This is a genomic window from Labrys sp. LIt4 (assembly GCF_017813775.1).
GTDB classification, from domain to species: Bacteria; Pseudomonadota; Alphaproteobacteria; order Rhizobiales; family Labraceae; genus Labrys; species Labrys okinawensis_A.
Genome location: NZ_JAGIPY010000023.1, coordinates 63577 through 78567 on the forward strand (window position 1 = coordinate 63577; position 14991 = coordinate 78567).

Consider the following 14991-nt stretch of genomic DNA (forward strand, 5'->3'; position numbering starts at 1 on the left):
GATGAACGAACAGGTCTCTACCAAGAAGCTGATCAATGCGCCCGAACAGATCATCCAGGAAATGATCGAGGGCATGACGGGCGCACATCCCGACCTGCTGCGCGTGGAAGGAGAAACGGGCCGCGCCATCGTTGCCGTGGACGGACCGCGCGCCGGCAAGGTCGGCATCGTGATCGGCGGCGGATCCGGCCATGAGCCTGCTTTTGCGGGCTATGTGGGACGCGGCCTGGCGGATGCCGCGGCGGTGGGTAATGTCTTCGCCTCTCCGTCCCCCGCGCACATCGTCGAAGCGGCGCACGCTGCCGATGGGGGCGCCGGCGTGCTGCTGCTCTATGGCAACTATACCGGCGACGTGCTGAACTTCACCATGGCCGCGGAGGAACTGGCCGGCGAAGGCATGAACGTGCGCCAGGTCGCGGTGGCCGACGACGTGGCTTCCGCGCCTCCCGAACGCAGGAACGAGCGGCGCGGCATTGCGGGCGATTTCTTCGTGTTCAAGATCGCCGGCGCCGCTGCCGATCTCGGCGAACCTCTCGCGCGCGTGGAAGCGCTTGCCCGCGCGGCGAATGACGCAACCTGCTCCATGGGCGTGGCGCTCAGTCCTTGCTCCCTGCCGCAGACGGCCAAGCCCAATTTCACCATCGGTGCCGAAGACATGGAAATCGGCATGGGCCTGCATGGCGAGCCGGGCATTCGGCGCCAGAAATTGGCGACGGCCGATGTCGTCACCGACGAATTGATGGACAATCTGACCAGGGAGCTTTCGCTCGCGCAGGGAGACCGCGTCAGTGTCCTGGTCAACGGTCTGGGCGCAACCTCGCAAATCGAACTCTATGTGATGTTCCGGCGCGTCAAGCAGCGTCTCGACGCCCTCGGTGTGAGGATCCACGCCTCCTGGGTGGGTGAGTATGCGACGTCGCTGGAAATGGCAGGCGCCTCGGTGACGCTGATGAAGCTCGACGACACGCTTCAGGCCCTGCTTGACCATCCCTGCCGCACTTTGGCCCTGACCGTCGGCGCAATGGACCCGGTCGTCGAGAAGGGCACGGTGCGTCGCCAGCCCGAACGGACAAGCGATCGTGGCGCGGCGACAACGGAAGCCGCTCGCGAACTCATCGCCGATGGCGACATCACGCCCGCCCTGTTCCGGACCATGATGCAGAATGTCGGCAACCAGATCATCGCTGAAAAGGACTGGCTCTCCGAGCTCGACGGCGTCATTGGCGATGGTGACCACGGCGTCACCATGGAGGTCGGCTGGCGCGCCGTGCAGAAGGCTCTCGACGAGGGGCCTGACAATGAGGCGATCGAGGGCATATGCAAGCGCATGGCCAAGGCCTTTCTCGATGCCGTCGGCGCTTCTTCGGGGCCGCTTTATGCGACCGCTTTCCTGCGGGCCGGCACGGCGGTCGGCAATCGCCTCAATCTCGACTCCGAAGCCCTGGCGGCCTGGCTTTCTGCGGCCTGCCAGGGGATTCGAGACCGAGGACGCGCCGAGCCGGGCGACAAGACCATGATCGATGCCTGGGTGCCGGCCGTCTCCGCGGCGCTGGAGCGGGCACGGGAAAAAGGCTCGACACTCGATATCCTGATCGCCGCCAGGGACGGCGCCAAGGATGGCATGGAGGCGACGGCGGCAATGGAGGCGCGGCGCGGCCGTGCAGCCAAGCTCGGAAAGCGCTCGATGGGGCATATCGATCCGGGTGCGGCTTCGACCTATGTCATGCTGAGGGCCATGTCAGAGGCGCGCCAGCACGCCCTTGGCTGAGTCCCGGCGGGGCAGCGCATATGCCCGGATCGGTCTGGCCGAAGAGCTGAAAGACGCGGAACGTCTGCCGCTGCCGGGCTCGCCCCTGCGGCGAGAAACGGTTGCGATGTTTGACCCGCGCGTCCTTGCGAGCGTAGCGAAGCAATGACGGTGCTTTGTCGGTCAAGCATCGATGCCGCTGGTATGATGCGAGGCGAAGATCTGCCGTCTTCGTGACGGCCGGGCGCTAGCGTGGCCCCTGCAGAAGGGCTCTGGCAACCGATTCACTGGTTACGAGGCGGTTGACATATCCTGCCCGCAGAATCGCCCGGATAATCGGGATTTTGTCCGTGCCCCCTGAAACGAGCACCGAGATCGGCTTTATCTTGAGCTTGTCCGGCGGCAGGGCGATGATCGACTCGTTGAGAAAGTGGTCGATGGGGCGGCCCTGGTAATCCAGGAAGCATCCCATGAATTCGCCGACGGCGCCCAGATTGAGAATGGCGTCGAGATGATCCTTCACGACCCGTATCTGCGTGAGCGAGGTGTCATGCGATAGCGGGCCACAGGAAACGAGGCCTATGTCGGCGATTTCCGTGCGCGCCAGGACATCGGTCAACTCCTCGTTCAGAAGCACCGCATTGCGGCTTTCCGGATTGGCGCAATAGATCGGTGCGGTCAAATAGTGGCATTCCACGCCGAGGGAGCGGGCGAAGGCCGTCGCCACTTCGAAGGTATTTGTCGAGGAACCGCTGGTAACGCCGCCCGTCAGTCCGACCACCCAGCTCGTCGGCCGCAGTTTCGCCGTCAACGCACGTACCGCATAGCTCAGCGTGCGGCCCGAACCGATGCCCACACCCATGTCCTGACCATTGATCAGCGAACTGGCGAGCATGCCGGCCGCCTCGCCGATGACGCGCTTCTGCTCGAGATAGTCCGCCACGTCCGGCACCACGACCGACTCGATCAGGCCATATCGCGCCGAGACCCTTTCCGCGAGAGCGATGCAGTCGCTCAGCGGCAAGCTGACACGGATCTGCACCTTGCCTGTATCCCGAACCTGGCCGATGATCTTGTTCACCTTCAGCCGGGTGATGTTCATGCGCTCGGCTATTTCCTGCTGGGTCTGGCCTCCCACGAAATAGAGCCAGGCCACGCGGGCGCGCTCAAGTTCTTCGGCAAGATTCGCCCCTGCCGGCATACTGTCTTCGATCTCGCTGCTGGGCACGGATTGGTCCTGTAGAATGGGGCATTCGATATAGCCGCGTGGCATGAGCCGTTGCAAACCTTGTCACAAGTGATCCAGTGCCGAAACAGGCTCTGCCGCCAACCGGACGGCAGCCTGACTTTGAATTCAGTATTGATCGGAATCGAAACCCGTACTGCACCTGATATCCGATCCGAACGGCCTGCGTTCCTGCATCGCTGATCGGCCGACCGTAGGATCAAGGAATTGCTCGCAGCGCCGATGGCTTATCGGGATGCCGAGCGAGCTGGCTGCGCCCGGGACAACAAATGGCGAGGCCGTGCCTCCCGTCATCCTGCCCGGCCTCGCCAAGTATCGCGGGCTGCTCAACGATTTTCGCTGGTCACGATTATGGGGGAAGCCTCTGGCGGTCGCGGCTCAGGAATGCCGCGTCGGTGCATGCTCCGCGCCGACGGGTTTCGAACTTTTCCGATACCGAGCGGTAAATCTGGCATGGCTCTTACAGCCCAGGCCGCGGAGTTTTGCGCGGCTGCGATTTTGCCGGTTGACAATCCGCCGGCCTCTCAAGTACCGTTCATTTGTAATTACAAATGAAAATGAGGGGAATCAATGAGATCGCTCCCATCCCGGGTTCTCGCGGCTACGTTGCTGATGGCATCGCTGACCGGGGCGCAAGCCCAATCACAACGGCAGATCACGATTGCAAACGAGGGTGGATTCCCTCCTTTCAACATGACGGCTGCGGATGGAACGCTGCAGGGTTTCGACATCGATCTTGGCAATGCGATGTGCGAGATCATGAAGGCGAAGTGCAGCTTCGTGACGAACGAATGGAGCGGCATCATTCCCGCCCTGCTGGCCAAGAAATTCGACGTCATAATAGGCGGCATGGGCATCACTGAAGAACGCAAGAAGCGTGTCATCTTCAGCGCACCCTATGCTCGCACCTATTCATATTTCGGAGTGGTGGAAGGCAAGGAATTCAACATCACCCCCGAAGCCATGAAAGGCAAGGTGATCGGCGTCCAGCAAGGAACGACCAATGCCGCCTATGTCGAGAAAACATATCCGGGTGCGGAAATTCGGCGTTATCCATCCATGGATGCGCTGGTGTCCGATCTCAGGGCAGGGCGTGTCGACGTCGTGCTGGGTGACATCGAGCCATTCCTCGCAAAGGGCGACGAAACGCCGAAGATGGTCAATATCGGCGACCCGGTGCAGGTCTCCGAAGGGATCGGCATGGCATTTCGTCCCGAGGACACGGCGTTGCGCGATGAGTTCAATGGGGCGCTGCAGACGCTCCGCGACAACGGCAAGTGGGCCGAGCTTGCCAAGAAGTGGGGCCCGCCGATCAAGTAGGCGATGCCGGACGTCGTCACAACGACGTCGGACTTCAAGACGGCCACCTTTGCCGGAAGCGAGGCAGGCGGTCGTCAATCTGTTCTCGCAAATATCGATCCGTCGCCGGCCGTATCCGGAACAGCGGCAGTAGCGCCGCACGTCCCGTTTTGTGGGGCCGCGACCGTCCGATCGATTCCCAAGGTAGGGCTGGATGCTTGAGTATTTGGAAGCAGGTTGGGGCTGGCAATTCGCACGAGCCTTTGGCGTCAGCCTGACAGTCGCGGTTCTCAGCTTCGCATTCTGCATCCTCATCGGGATCGCGCTTACGATCGCCGCAAGATCCAGGCTGTGGGCCGCGGCTGCGATCATAAAACTCTACACCTACATTTTCAGAAGCCTGCCCGACATCCTCCTCCTCCTCCTGATCTTCTACACGGCGGATGGCATCATCAACGGCGCATTGGCAATGATCCCGGGCATGTCGCACCTTACCGTGAACCCGCTGGTTCCCGGCATCATGTCGACGTCCATTGTGCTCGGCGCCTATTCGACCGAACTCTTCAAGGCCAGCTGGGCAGACATACCATCCGGGCAAAATGAAGCGGGACGTGCGCTGGGCTTTTCGGTCTTTCAGTCGCTCGCCCTGATCATCCTCCCTCAGGTCTACCGGAAGATGATTCCGTATCTGAGTTCGCTTTGGCTGATCAGCATGAAGGAAACCGCCCTTCTGAGCATTATCGGCATTTCGGACATCGTTCGCACCGCCTCGATCGGGGCTCGCTCGACCGGAGCGCCATTCACCTTCTACGGCATCGCGATCGCCATTTTCATCGTCTTCGCCTTCGTGTCGGCCAAGCTGTTCCACAGACTGGAAAAGCAGTCGCGCCGGTCCATGGGAGAAATCTGATGGACCTCATCATCACCTACAGCAAGGAAATACTGGGCGGACTATCGACGACCCTTGCGCTGTTCATCCTCTCGCTCGTCATTGGCTTCGTGCTCGCGGCCAGCTCTGCCTTCATCCAGATCTATTTCGGCGGGCTGCTATCGCGGGCCGTATGGAATCTCATGTTCTGCATTCGCGGCGTGCCCATGCTGCTCGTTCTCTATGTTATCTATTACGGCTTCCCTGTCCTCCCGATCGTCAGGGAAACATTTCTCTGGAACGTGTTCTCAAGTCCGTTCTGGTGCGCTGTCTTGTGCCTGTCCATCGTCGAGATGGCCTACACGTCCGAGATCATGCGGGGGTCTTATTTTCAAACCCCGAGGGAACAGATCGAAGCTGCCAAATCGCTCGGCTTAGGCGGCTTCCAGACATTCCGCGTGGCTATTCTTCCAGCCATGCTGCGCAACGGCTTTGCCGCCTACACAACCGAAGTCATCATGCTTTGCAAGTCCACGGCGCTCGCCTTCACCGTTACGGTGATGGACGTCATGGGGTTCGCCAACGAGATTCGCTCGCGTACGCTCGACGTTTATGAGCCGCTGCTCAGCGCCGGCGCAATCTACATCTGCATCACCATCATAACCCGTGTCGCTCTGTCAGCGGTCTTTTCGCTCGTCGCCGTTTCAGGCCGCGATCGGGCGGGAGCGCTGTGATGGCGCGTTCAAACGATGCTCCCCATGAGAGGAAGCCCGCAATGCCCGGAAGTAGTTTTGGAAGGTCTGTCGAAATCGAAGGCATGAGTAAGTGGTTCGGCGACTTTCAGGTCCTGGCCGACATCAATCTAACCATAAAGGAGGGCGAGAAGATTGTCGTCTGCGGGCCTTCCGGGTCGGGAAAATCGACGATGATCCGCTGCATCAACGGTCTTGAACCATTCCAGGGCGGGGCTGTCAGGGTGAACGGTATCACCTTGTCGCAAAAGTCGAGGGTGCTGGATGCGGTCCGCAGGAATGTCGGCATGGTCTTCCAGCAATTCAACCTGTTTCCACACCTAACGGTTCTTGAAAACTGCACTCTGGCGCTGAGGTGGGTCCACAAAATGCCGCGCAAGGAGTCCGAAGACCTTGCGAAGCATTATCTGACACGGGTCAGAATTCCCGAGCAGGCAGGCAAGTATCCGCGCCAACTGTCAGGAGGCCAGCAGCAACGCGTAGCGATCGCACGATCGCTGTGCTCCAGGCCGAAGATCCTGCTCTGCGACGAGCCGACATCCTCCCTTGATCCCGAGATGGTGAAGGAGGTGCTGGAGACGCTCGCCGATCTCGCAAATGACGGAATCACCATCATCTGCGTCACCCATGAGATGGGGTTCGCTCGCAGGATCGCGGACCGCATCATCTTCATGGATCAGGGGAAAATTGTCGAAGAGGCGCCGCCCTCCGTGTTTTTCGGCAATCCGAGCGAAGCACGCACCAAGCATTTTCTGGAGCAGATTTTCCACTGAGTTTCAGCCTGCCGCCTGCCAGGCACAACGACCGACCAAGAATCCAAGCAATTCATAGGCAATAGACATGAATCTAGTGGCTGACACACTGTCGCTGGCGACGGAGCAACGTTCGCTCGGGCCGACGAACCCCGTATTTCCCCTGCTGCCGGCGTTGCTTTCAGGGTGCCCCGTCTCCTCCAAGGAAGACATGCAATATCCGCTCGAGGTCGCCTATGATTACGCAGCGGTGACCCGCGCCTCCTTCAGGAAGGGCTCCGGCTGGAACGACTGGCAGGAGCTTCTGCCGCCGCTACACGCGAAAATGACCATGCCGGTCGGCGGCACGCCGCTGGTGGACGTTTCAGGTGTCGCGCCTCGACGGTTTCGCGGGCGCGGTGTGCTCGTGAAAGACGAGAGCCGGAACCCGACCTGGAGCCACAAGGACCGACTGAACCTTTTTACGGTCTCGGCCGCCCTCCATGAAGGAGCATCGACCATCATTGTTGCTTCGTCCGGAAATCACGGCGTATCGGCGGCGGCGATGGCCAGACGCGCGGGATTGAATTGCGTCGTTCTCACTATGCCTGAAATCAGCCCGGCATTCCGGGACATGATCCTGGGCTATGGCGCGTTTCCGGTATTCCTGCCGGCGGAAGACCGCTGGCCCGCAATGCGGCTGCTTCAGCAGATTCCCGGAACCTACCCCGTCAGCAATCTCACGACGGTGCACACCGGGCACCCTTGGGGGCCGGAAGGTTACAAGACGATCGCTTATGAAATTCTCGCCGATCTGGATGGGCTGGTTCCAGCGGCCGTCGTGGTGCCTACGGGCTACGGCGAGATGCTGTACGGCATCTACAAAGGCTTCAACGAGGCCCGGCTGCTGGGGCATATTGATCGAATACCGCAGCTCGTATCGGTCGAGCCTGCGGCGCGCGGCCCTCTCTATCACGCCATCAAGGCTGGCCTGTCCGCCACGACGGTCCATGCAAATCCGACGATACAGTCCGGGACCGCCACCACGGTGAACGGCTACAGATCCGTCGTCGCCATGCGTGAAAGCAAGGGCATCCCGCTATTGGTCGACGACGAAGCGGCCCGTGCCGCTCACGCAGTCATGGCCCGCCAGGGGCTGTGGCAGGAAGTCTCTTCGAGCGCCGCCTTTGCCGCGCTCGAGGATATCCCTGACCTTGAGAGCGATGGACCGGTCGTGGTGATGGGCTGCTCGACCGGGCTGAAGGAAACCCCGTCGTCCATGCAGGTGTCCGTGGCGAAGGCGGATCTGGTGTCGCTGCGGGCCTACCTGAAAAACGAGTACGGCTTCGACCTCTGACCCGCAGAACAGCGCAGCTGACCAGACCACCACCACCGGAAGCCGGAAACAACATACAGGCGAGACCATGTCCAATGTCGAGAACGCCCTTCTGGAAGCAGATCGCAATCTGGAAACCGCGACCGCCAAGCTCTTTGATTTGATATCCATCCCGTCCGTTTCCAGCGATCCGGAAGGAAAGCCTGGCATCGAGCAGGCGGCACGCTGGTTATGCGACGAGCTTTCCGGCTTGGGTTTCGACGCGCGCGTGGTGGAGACCGAGGGGCACCCGCTCGTGCTGGCCCACTCGACGGACGAGCTCTCAGCCAGCCGGCCGAAATTGCTCTTCTACGGTCACTATGATGTCCAGCCGGTCGGCGCTTTGGAAGATTGGCGGCATGCGCCATTCGAGCCTGAGATAGTCGAGGAAGACGGGGTTCGCCGGTTCTACGGACGGGGTGCTTCGGACAGCAAGAGCCAGTTATGGACATTCATCGAAGGGCTCCGCGCGTGGAAGACTGCGTATGGCGGCTTCGCGGGCAAAGTGACGGTTCTGCTCGAAGGCGAGGAAGAGTCCGGCTCCCACAGTCTGCCGGCTTTCCTGGCGGCGCATCGGGATGAACTGGCCTGCGATATCGCCTTCATCTGCGACAGCGACATGTGGTCTCCGACGCAGCCGGCGCTGAGCCTGCGCTTGAAAGGCCTGCTGCACGAAAAGGTCACGCTCTTCGCGCCGAACCGCGACCTGCATTCGGGCTTTTTCGGAGCGGTGGCGGCAAATCCGATCCGCATTCTGAGCTCGATGCTTGCAGACCTCCACGACGAGGCAGGACGCGTGACCATCGAAGGCTTCTACGATGGCGTGGAGGAGATTTCGCAAACGCTTCGTGCCCAATGGCGCGCACTTTCAGATGAAACCGACCTCTTCGACAAGGTCGATCTGACGGGCGGGATTGTCGAGCACGGCTATTCGCCGCTTGAGGCCATCTGGGGCCGGCCCACGATCGATTTCAATGGTGTCACCAGCGGAAACCAGGGACCCGGGGAGCGATCCGTCATTCCTGGTTCTGCCACCGCGCGGCTGTCCTTCCGCCTGGTGGAGGGGCAGGATCCGGAGAACGTCCGCCGGATCTTCCAGCGTTATGTCCGGTCGCGCTTGCCGGAGGGATGCACGGTGGCGTTCGAGGGTTTTCCGGGCAGCAGCGCCGTTACTCTGCCCGAGGACAATCCATTCGTGACGGCAACGGCCCGCGGATTGGCAAGGGAATGGGAAAGCCCGACGGTCTTGAAGGGCTCGGGCGGATCGATCCCACTCGCGCAGCAGTTCAAGGAGATGCTGGGCATAGATTGCATCGTGATCGGCTTCATCCTGCCCGATGACGCGATTCACGCGCCCGACGAACGCTACGACATCGAACGGTTTCACAAGGGCGTGCGCAGCTGGGTCCGCATTCTGGACGAGATCCAGAAAGCCTAGCGGTGGGCCGCACTTTTCAAGAGCACCCTCGATCCTTGCCGAAAGGCCTGTGCAAGCCGGTGTCCAGCGTCCGCTCAATGTCCTTCCTTCGGCTCTGGTCCGGCAATACCGCTTGCGGCATTGCCACCTGGGCGCTGCCTTTCGTGCTCGGCTTCGCCGTCTCGCAGGATATTCTGTCTGCGGTCGACCTCGGCCTTTTCCTCGCGCTCCGCTCGCTCGGCTTTCTTGCCGCGGTGCCGATCGGCGGGGTCATGGCCGACCGGATCGGAAGCCGCAGGATCATACTGGCCTCGAGCCTGATCGCCGCCTGCGGAGCCCTGCTCATCTGCATCGGACTTGCCTGGGATGGCCAGGCGGCGTCGCTGCTGATAGGAGCGGGTGTGCTCCTGTCGGGTATCGGTCAGGGCGCCTCCAGACCTGTTTATCAGTCGATCGTGCCGCGCGTCGTGCCTGTCGCGGACCTCCAAACCGCCAATGCGGCGCTCAGCCTCTCGGTTCGGGGGACGATACTGGTCGGGCCTGCCGCCGCCACGCTGATCGCCACCGCATTTGGCGTAACGGCTGCGTTCCTCGCGATCGGGGTTCTCTGGATCGTCAGCGCCCTGCTGCCACCATGGCCGGCCGAACCTCGCAAGCAAGCCGGCCCGTCAACGCCGCATGCCACCTATATGAGGCTCTTTGCCGAAGACTTCATCGAGGGCTATCGCGAGGCGCGGCGCCATCCCTGGTTTTTCGCCGCGCTCGCAGCGCTCTGTGCGGTTGTGGCGACAGGCTATTCCGTCACCAATGTACTTGTGCCCGTGATCAGCGCCGACCTGTTCGACGACGCAACTTTGCTGGCGTGCAGCGTGACGGCATATATGTCTGGCGCACTGGTCGGGGCCGTTGTGGTTTCCAGCTGGAATCCGGCCAAGAGGGGCTGGTGGGCGCTCGCGGGCTTGGGCAGCTACGCACTGGTGCCGCTCAGCCTCCTGGCGGCAGAGACGTTCTGGATTCCGATGGCCGCCTATGCCCTTGCCGGCTTCGGGATGGAATTGTTCAACGTCATCTGGTTCACCGCCATCCAGGGCGGGATTGCCCGCGAAAAGCTCGCGCGCGTTTCCTCGCTCGATTTCATCGTATCTTATGGGCTTGCGCCGCTGGGACTGTCGGCGATCGCCCCCTTGTCGGCGTTCATCGGCATCACGCCGATTCTCGTTGCGACGGCGGTCATCTGCATGCTCGCCGCGATCCTTGCCAGCATGGCACCAACGGCGGCGGAGTTCCGCCTGAAACGAACATGAGCGAAACGGAACAGGGGGCCACCGCGGCTTCGCCCGGCGAACGATAGGGAGGTTGTATGGCTAGTCAGGTCTGGTCCACCATCGATTTTGAAAGGCATGGCGTTCAATCCGACTATGCCCGCGTTCCCTATTCATCCGACACATCCGCCTATGGCTGGCTTCCGGTTCCGATGATCTGCGTGAACGGGGGTGAAGGCCCGACCGTCCTTTTGACGTCCGGAACGCATGGCGACGAATATGAAGGGCAGGTCGCCTTGCGCCGGATCGCCCACGCCCTTACGCAGACGAAGGTCAAAGGCCGGGTTATCATTCTGCCGGAATTGAATCGGCCGGCGGTCATTGCGGGGCGCAGAAACTCTCCCCTGGATGGCGGAAACCTCAACCGGCTGTTTCCTGGCGACGCCATGGGCGGTCCCACCGCCATGATCGCGCATTACGTGACCGAAGTTCTCTTTCCGTTGGCCGATTACGCGCTCGACCTTCATTCGGGCGGAAGTTCGCTCGATTACATGCCCGTGGCGTTCGCGCATCGCGGCCGCACGCCGCAACAGGAGCGGCGGATCGAGGAGCTGCTCGACAGCTTTCGTGCGCCGAACACCATCCTCACCGATGGCAAGGGTGGGGGCGGAGCCGCGACGCTGTACGCTTCGGCGGTCGCACACGGGCTGGCGGCGCTGACAACGGAGCTTGGCGGCGGACCCGGGCTGTCGCCGGCCGGCGCCGATCTGGCGGAGGCCGGCATCCGCCGTGTTCTGCGCCATCTGGGGATCGCGCCTGAGATTTCGGCTCTGGAAGCCCAGCCTGCCCGCAGGCTGAAAATGCTGCCGCCCGCCTCCTCGATCTACGCGCCTTCAGACGGTCTTTTCGAACCGATCGCAAAGGTCGGTGACCCGGTCAGAAGCGGGGACCCGGCAGGATATCTGCATCCGCTTGGCCTGCCGCTGGCCAGACCGCTCGAACTCCGCTTTGGCGCCGATGGTATCGTGATCTTCCGGAGATTCCCCACTCTCACCGCAACTGGCGATGCGCTTTATGGCCTGTGTGCCGAGATCGACGGCTGAACCTCATTCACGGCAGGATGAAAAGTTCACGGGGCATGGTCATCAGTGATTCATGTCCCGTCGCCGTAACGCAGACCGTATCCTCGACCATCATGCCGTCCACGCCGAGTTCGTAATAGGGTGTCTCCAGGCAGAGGCACATCCCTTCGACGAGCGGGGTGGCGTCGGTAGGGTTGATAAGTGGCGAGTCATAAGACCGCAGCCCGATGCCATGGCCGCAATGCTGCCGCCTGTATTCGGGCAGGCCGTTGGTGCGCACGGCTTCTACCGCCACCCCGAAGAGCTCATTGGCTGCGATCCCCGCGCGCACCGCCGCAAGCTCCTCATCCAGTCCCACACGCAGCGCCTCGTAAATCCTGCGCTGTCGGGCATCCGGCTCGCCGAAAACGAAAGTCCTGGCGATATCGGACCAATAGCCGTCGACGGTGCACCCGGCATCGATACGGATCATCTCGCCCTTGGCGATCGTTCGCCGGGTGGGATAGGCATCCGCCAGCGCCGATCTCGACCCCGTTGTCACGGAAACGAAGCGCGGAATTCCTCCGCCGGCGACGATATTGCCCGTGATTCCTGCAGCCAGGTCGAATTCGGTCATGCCGGCGCGAGCGTTCTCGATCACCCACCGGAAGCCATTCTCGATCAATCGCGCGGCGGTCCGAAGACGCGCCACCTCACCGGTTGTCTTCGTGGCGCGCGCCCTTGCGATGTCCAGCGTGACGTCGATGACGGCCCGATCACCGAACATCTCGCGGCACAAGTTCCAGACCAGATCGTCATTCGTGCGGTCCACGCCGACGAGACCGCTCGCTGGCCTTAATGTCCTCAGGGCTTCGACAAAAGCGTCCTCAAAACCCGTGCTTGCCGGCCGGCCAAAGCCCGCCGGTCCCAAGGCCGCCGTCGCGAAATGGAAAACACCGTAGCGATAGAGGAGATCGGGATCGCCCAGCAGGTCGAGCGCGGGGCCTGCATCGGCAGCGCTTACGACCAGCGATGCCCCGTCACGAGAGGCAAGCACCGCGGATCGATAAGTCGGCGCCAGATCGTGCGCCATGCTCACATAGCCGGACAGATAGCTTTTGTTGATCGTGTCGGAGGACACGATCAGCGCAACCTCGCACGGCACTTCCGCAAAGACCTTGGTCCTCAGCTCCGTCGCCAGAACCTTCATGTCCGTGCCACTGTCTGCGTCGTTCACTATGGTAATCCCCGAAGCCGCGAGCCGGTCAGCCCAGACTCGCCAGTGGTTGGAGCGGGCTGAATTCTCCGATGAACTCATTGCGATAGCCGGGAAAAGACAACTTGACCCAGGTCAATGCGTCGGTGTGCGCCCATGTCCGCCGCTCCGACACGAGCAGCGGTTCGTTGGGCGCGAGCCCGAGCGCCTTGGCGATACGGCGGTCCGCATTGGTTGCCCGGATTGTATTGATCAGCCGCGTGCACGGTAGCCGCGCCAGCAGCCATTCGTTCGGCAGCACTTCATCGAAGGTTTCGAATTCAACTTCGGGGATGACCGAAATGCGGATAAATCGTTGCTCGAACACCTCGTTCGTGCCGTTGGCCTGGTGGACGAGTTCAAGCCGCAGCAGTCGTTCGTTCTCGACCGCCTCCTGCCATCCATAGGCCTGTGCAGCGTCGACCACCTCGCGTTCGAGAAGTTCGAAGCTGTAGGTCTTGTTTGCGCTCTCGATCTTGTCGCGAATATCGATAACGCCGATGACGGCGTGATTGTCCGTGCGTTCACTGACGAAAGTCCCCAAACGCCGTCGCCGTACAATGATCTTGGCGTTCGCCAGATTGTTCAACACTTTATTCAGCGGTGCCCGGGAGACGCCAAGCGTGAACGCCAGGTCTTCTTCCGGCGGAATTCGATATCCCGGCGGCCAGGCGCCGGTCTGGATTTTGCTGCGGATCGCACGCTCGATCTGCTGGTGCGGGGCACCGACGCCATCCAGCGTAAGATCAGGAGATATCTCGCTTTTTCTGCCACGCATCTTCATGGAAACAACATAAACCACAGTGCTCGATTCAGAAAAGAGACGATTATCATCGCCCTTGTCTGTGCGTCTGGCCGCTATGGGTATCTCCGGATCGCGGCCCTGCGGGCACGGCCGCCTGAGGCAGTTGCACGTCAATCTGATCGAAAAAGCGCTGCAGCATGCGCGAGGCGGGTCGAAGGTGATCGTCACCACGCAGACGATGGCGGGTGAGGGCGGAAGCCGATGGATCGACTATTGCGTTACCGATCCAGGCCTCGGACTTGCGGCGGAGGATTTGCCGTTTGTTTCGTCAAGCCTCTTCGGGTGCTCTTGCAGGGCGCGTGGTGCGGTAAATCTCCTCCAAGCTCATCATGTTCGAAAGGTCGACCCTCATTGGGGTGGCATGCCCGAAGGCGCCGCTCATCATGCACGTCTTGGCTGCAGCTTCCGCTGCCTCCATCAAAATTGTTTCGGGTCGACGACCTGCAAGCAGGCCGACGAGGACATTGGCTATATAGGTGTCGCCGGCGCCCAACGTGTCGACGGCGTCGACGCGTTTGGCCGGCGCTTCGCATATACCCTCTTCCCCGACAAGCAGGGCACCTTCGATCCCGCGAGTGACCAGGCTCCACTGCGCGCCCGCCATGCGCCCGCGCTGCGCCAGCGCCAGTGCCTCCTTGTAAGTGGCGCCCCCGGCGGAGAAGGCTAGAAGAAAGCAATGGGGAGCGACCTGATCGATGCGCTTTGGAGTGTGAACGGTCGCGAGGTCGTAGGAGACTTTCGTCGACTCGGCAAAACGCGGCAGCCATGCGTCGACATGGCTCGAGCGGCCGGTATGAACGGCGTCGAAATCCGAAAGGCGGGCTAGATCTGCCCTCGAGGGCGCAATTATGGACACGCCAAGATTGGAACCGACGAACATCCGGTCGCCATCTTGCGTCTCGATCACGCAATAGGCGGTCTGACCCTGCTCGATGCGCAACGAGGAAATATCGACCTCCTCCTCGATCAATGCCTGGCGGATCAGGCGGCCGGCGTCGTCGTTGCAGACCGCGCCGATATAAGCCGTAACAGCCCCTGCACGGCGGGCAAAAACTGCATGATTCACACAATTCCCGCCGGGGAACATCAGGTTCTGGTCGCGATAGCAGTCGACCACATTGTCACCGAAGGCGAGGATTCTGACGGGCCGTGACATAAGTGCCTACGCTCCTG

13 protein-coding genes are annotated in these 14991 nt (G+C 61.5%); 9 read left to right on the top strand and 4 right to left on the bottom strand.

Translation table 11 applies throughout. From position 1 onward, the window contains the following. Position 1 precedes the first annotated feature (1 nt). Positions 2 to 1768 (top strand): dihydroxyacetone kinase subunit DhaL, encoded by a 1767-nt coding sequence (dhaL, locus tag J8I29_RS27335; protein WP_209434071.1) that lies wholly within the window; start codon positions 2 to 4, stop codon positions 1766 to 1768. A gap of 226 nt (positions 1769 to 1994) precedes the next feature. On the opposite strand, the gene J8I29_RS27340 is transcribed toward dhaL, so the two are convergent. Then, positions 1995 to 2975: a sugar-binding domain-containing protein gene (locus J8I29_RS27340; protein WP_348536186.1), complete on the bottom strand. Its 981-nt coding sequence runs from the start codon at positions 2973 to 2975 to the stop codon at positions 1995 to 1997. A gap of 630 nt (positions 2976 to 3605) precedes the next feature. Here J8I29_RS27340 and J8I29_RS27345 point away from each other — a divergent pair. The 8 genes from J8I29_RS27345 (at position 3606) to J8I29_RS27380 (ending at position 11800) form a co-directional block, all read left to right on the top strand. Next, positions 3606 to 4313, top strand: coding sequence for a transporter substrate-binding domain-containing protein (locus tag J8I29_RS27345; protein ID WP_181161321.1), 708 nt, complete (start codon positions 3606 to 3608; stop codon positions 4311 to 4313). A 193-nt stretch (positions 4314 to 4506) separates the two neighbouring features. Then, on the top strand, positions 4507 to 5202 hold the full coding sequence (locus tag J8I29_RS27350) for an ABC transporter permease subunit (protein WP_209434072.1): 696 nt from the start codon (positions 4507 to 4509) through the stop codon (positions 5200 to 5202). Then, positions 5202 to 5894, top strand: a complete 693-nt coding sequence (locus tag J8I29_RS27355; RefSeq protein WP_209434073.1) for an ABC transporter permease subunit — start codon at positions 5202 to 5204, stop codon at positions 5892 to 5894. Before J8I29_RS27350 ends, J8I29_RS27355 begins: the two co-directional genes overlap by 1 nt. A 41-nt stretch (positions 5895 to 5935) precedes the next feature. Beyond that, positions 5936 to 6685 (top strand): amino acid ABC transporter ATP-binding protein, encoded by a 750-nt coding sequence (locus J8I29_RS27360; RefSeq protein WP_245197421.1) that lies wholly within the window; start codon positions 5936 to 5938, stop codon positions 6683 to 6685. A 67-nt stretch (positions 6686 to 6752) separates the two neighbouring features. Beyond that, complete coding sequence (locus J8I29_RS27365; protein ID WP_209434075.1) at positions 6753 to 8000, top strand: pyridoxal-phosphate dependent enzyme; 1248 nt, start codon at positions 6753 to 6755, stop codon at positions 7998 to 8000. A 67-nt stretch (positions 8001 to 8067) separates the two neighbouring features. After that, positions 8068 to 9456, top strand: coding sequence for a M20/M25/M40 family metallo-hydrolase (locus J8I29_RS27370; protein WP_209434076.1), 1389 nt, complete (start codon positions 8068 to 8070; stop codon positions 9454 to 9456). A 35-nt stretch (positions 9457 to 9491) separates the two neighbouring features. Further along, positions 9492 to 10739: an MFS transporter gene (locus J8I29_RS27375; protein WP_209434077.1), complete on the top strand. Its 1248-nt coding sequence runs from the start codon at positions 9492 to 9494 to the stop codon at positions 10737 to 10739. Positions 10740 to 10909: 170 nt separating this feature from the next. Further along, complete coding sequence (locus tag J8I29_RS27380; protein ID WP_245197413.1) at positions 10910 to 11800, top strand: succinylglutamate desuccinylase/aspartoacylase family protein; 891 nt, start codon at positions 10910 to 10912, stop codon at positions 11798 to 11800. 7 nt (positions 11801 to 11807) lie between these two features. On the opposite strand, the gene J8I29_RS30490 is transcribed toward J8I29_RS27380, so the two are convergent. The 3 genes from J8I29_RS30490 to J8I29_RS27395 all read right to left on the bottom strand — a co-directional run bounded on the left by J8I29_RS30490 (position 11808) and on the right by J8I29_RS27395 (position 14974). Beyond that, entirely contained in the window at positions 11808 to 12995 is a 1188-nt protein-coding gene (locus J8I29_RS30490; protein WP_209434079.1) for a Xaa-Pro peptidase family protein, read from the bottom strand. A 28-nt stretch (positions 12996 to 13023) separates the two neighbouring features. Then, entirely contained in the window at positions 13024 to 13797 is a 774-nt protein-coding gene (locus tag J8I29_RS27390; protein WP_209434080.1) for a UTRA domain-containing protein, read from the bottom strand. 289 nt (positions 13798 to 14086) lie between these two features. Then, positions 14087 to 14974, bottom strand: coding sequence for a PfkB family carbohydrate kinase (locus tag J8I29_RS27395; protein ID WP_209434081.1), 888 nt, complete (start codon positions 14972 to 14974; stop codon positions 14087 to 14089). Positions 14975 to 14991 lie beyond the last annotated feature (17 nt).

What these genes read in the sequence shown, in the direction of transcription:
- J8I29_RS27355 (WP_209434073.1), top strand. Translation starts at nt 5,202, where the DNA reads ATGGACCTCATCATCACCTACAGCAAGGAAATACTGGGCGGACTATCG.
- J8I29_RS27390 (WP_209434080.1), bottom strand. Translation starts at nt 13,797, where the DNA reads ATGAAGATGCGTGGCAGAAAAAGCGAGATATCTCCTGATCTTACGCTG.
- J8I29_RS27345 (WP_181161321.1), top strand. Translation starts at nt 3,606, where the DNA reads ATGGCATCGCTGACCGGGGCGCAAGCCCAATCACAACGGCAGATCACG.
- J8I29_RS27360 (WP_245197421.1), top strand. Translation starts at nt 5,936, where the DNA reads ATGCCCGGAAGTAGTTTTGGAAGGTCTGTCGAAATCGAAGGCATGAGT.
- J8I29_RS27365 (WP_209434075.1), top strand. Translation starts at nt 6,753, where the DNA reads ATGAATCTAGTGGCTGACACACTGTCGCTGGCGACGGAGCAACGTTCG.
- dhaL (WP_209434071.1), top strand. Translation starts at nt 2, where the DNA reads ATGAACGAACAGGTCTCTACCAAGAAGCTGATCAATGCGCCCGAACAG.
- J8I29_RS27395 (WP_209434081.1), bottom strand. Translation starts at nt 14,974, where the DNA reads ATGTCACGGCCCGTCAGAATCCTCGCCTTCGGTGACAATGTGGTCGAC.
- J8I29_RS27380 (WP_245197413.1), top strand. Translation starts at nt 10,910, where the DNA reads ATGATCTGCGTGAACGGGGGTGAAGGCCCGACCGTCCTTTTGACGTCC.
- J8I29_RS27370 (WP_209434076.1), top strand. Translation starts at nt 8,068, where the DNA reads ATGTCCAATGTCGAGAACGCCCTTCTGGAAGCAGATCGCAATCTGGAA.
- J8I29_RS27350 (WP_209434072.1), top strand. Translation starts at nt 4,507, where the DNA reads ATGCTTGAGTATTTGGAAGCAGGTTGGGGCTGGCAATTCGCACGAGCC.